1 protein-coding gene is annotated in these 1,766 nt (G+C 60.3%); it reads left to right on the forward strand.

The genetic code is table 11. The annotated features are described in order from the left end of the window. Nucleotides 1-1,266: 1,266 nt before the first annotated feature. Nucleotides 1,267-1,766: DUF3991 domain-containing protein (locus QD357_RS31990; RefSeq protein WP_414126032.1), on the forward strand; the 500-nt coding region annotated here is incomplete at its 3' end.

A 1,766-nucleotide genomic window follows, 5' to 3' on the forward strand; every position in this document is an offset into this window, starting at 1 on the left:
GTTCTACAAGGACAACACCCGCATGTTCTACGGCGACGCAAAGAAAAGCATCGACCAGTTGCTGCCGGCGCTGGCTTGAGGCGGAAAAATCGCAATGGTGAGCGTAGGTTTTTTGAGAGGTTGGAGTTCGAATACGACTGCGTCGCGGTCGGGAAAGACCCGCGCAAAATTCTACATGCGCTGTGCCAGGGAGTACCTCYGACGATCGCTCCCGCCACCTCTCCCATCGATCCGAAGCCGCCGACCACAGCGGKGTCGAGTAAAGACAATAAGTGGAGTTGAGATGTTTCTAAGCAACCAACGATAGTTCCATAAACCTGATTATGCKATATGTTATAAAATAACACGGATTGTCCATGAAGACGAGAATGCTTTCGCCCTTGGAAAAGTCGTGCCTTCGGTGGGTGTCTCGGGGCAAAACTCACGCCGAAATCGCCGTGTTGGAAGGGAAAAGCGTCACTGAGATCGAACTTTGCCTGGAACGTGCGCTAATCTTGCTCGACGCGAAGTCGGTCGAGGAGGCCATTGTGAAGGCCGAGCGGTCTCACTCCGATTGACGTTKAGCGACCCGCTAAACGTCATCAGCAGGCAGTCGCCAACCCGTCCTGCAAATTCGAGACACCGAGCAATCGAACGCTGGCAAGGCKAGGACCGGGCAGCACGAACAATCGGGCGGCTAACGGTGGCTCAAACGGAAGCAAGCCAATCCCGCTCTCTTTTGATGGCGTCCTGGCCCGGATCCGGATCTTCCACGATCAACCCGCGAGGGGTCCGCTAGCAAGCTGCGGCCGCCGCCGCTTCGCGTCGCGGTGATCGCGCCCGGACCCCGTGCCTTTTGAGGAGCCATCGAGCGGGAATTGGCCCGCTCCCGTAGGAGCCTCTCARATGTCGCACGATCTSTCTCTCGCCCAGTMCCACGCCYTCCAGCTYTCCCGTGACCTGATGGTCCCGGTCACCCTCTTCGAGGTCGACGGCGAATACGGCGTCCTTCCKTCYGACGAGATCGACGCCGACGACGAYCTGGCGGTCGTGCAYKAGTACATGCCMTGGCCKGCCCATTGAGCCGGCATTGCGCCCTTGGCGTGCCGCTTGCGAGCGGCAGGCCGCGAGGGAAGCTGCGCCGCGGCCAATTCAGCTTGCATGATCCGACAATTGCGCGTCCGCGCCCTTGCGGTCTTTGCTCTTCGCAGCCTGCCGAAAGGCGTCCGGGAACGGACGGGTAGGCAAGGATTATGGAGGCCGATCGCTGGGCGATCGGAAGAGAAAATGAAGAGAAGAGAGATTGAAGCGCTGCGCGAGCAGGTCAGTTGTGCCGCAGTGCTGGAGCATGCCGGGTTTGCAATCGACGCGAAGGAAAGCACGCGGCGGGCGGTCAAGTTCCGGCGCGGCGGCGAGATCATCATCGTCACTTACGAAGGGCGCGGATGGTTCKATCCTCTGTCCGAAGCGAAAGGCGATGTGTTTCGGCTCGTCGAACACCTCGATCGTGTCGGTTTTCTCGAAGGCGCCGAACGGGTCGCGGATCTCGTCGGGTTTCAGATCACAGAGCCGGAGTGGCAGCCCGCAAGGAATAGCGAGAGCGACCTCTCCTTTCCCGATCGTTGGCAGGCTCGCCGCAGTCMCTGGCTAGGTTCCGCGACATGGCGATACCTCAATGGCGAGCGCCGCCTGCCTTCCTTCTTGCTCAAGACGGCGATCCAAGGCGACCTGCTGCGGGAAGGCCCGCAAGGCAGCATGTGGGCGGCGCACAGAGACCAAGCCGGGGT

This window comes from Rhizobium sp. BR 317 (assembly GCF_047445835.1).
In the GTDB taxonomy this organism is placed as follows: domain Bacteria; phylum Pseudomonadota; class Alphaproteobacteria; order Rhizobiales; family Rhizobiaceae; genus Rhizobium; species Rhizobium paranaense.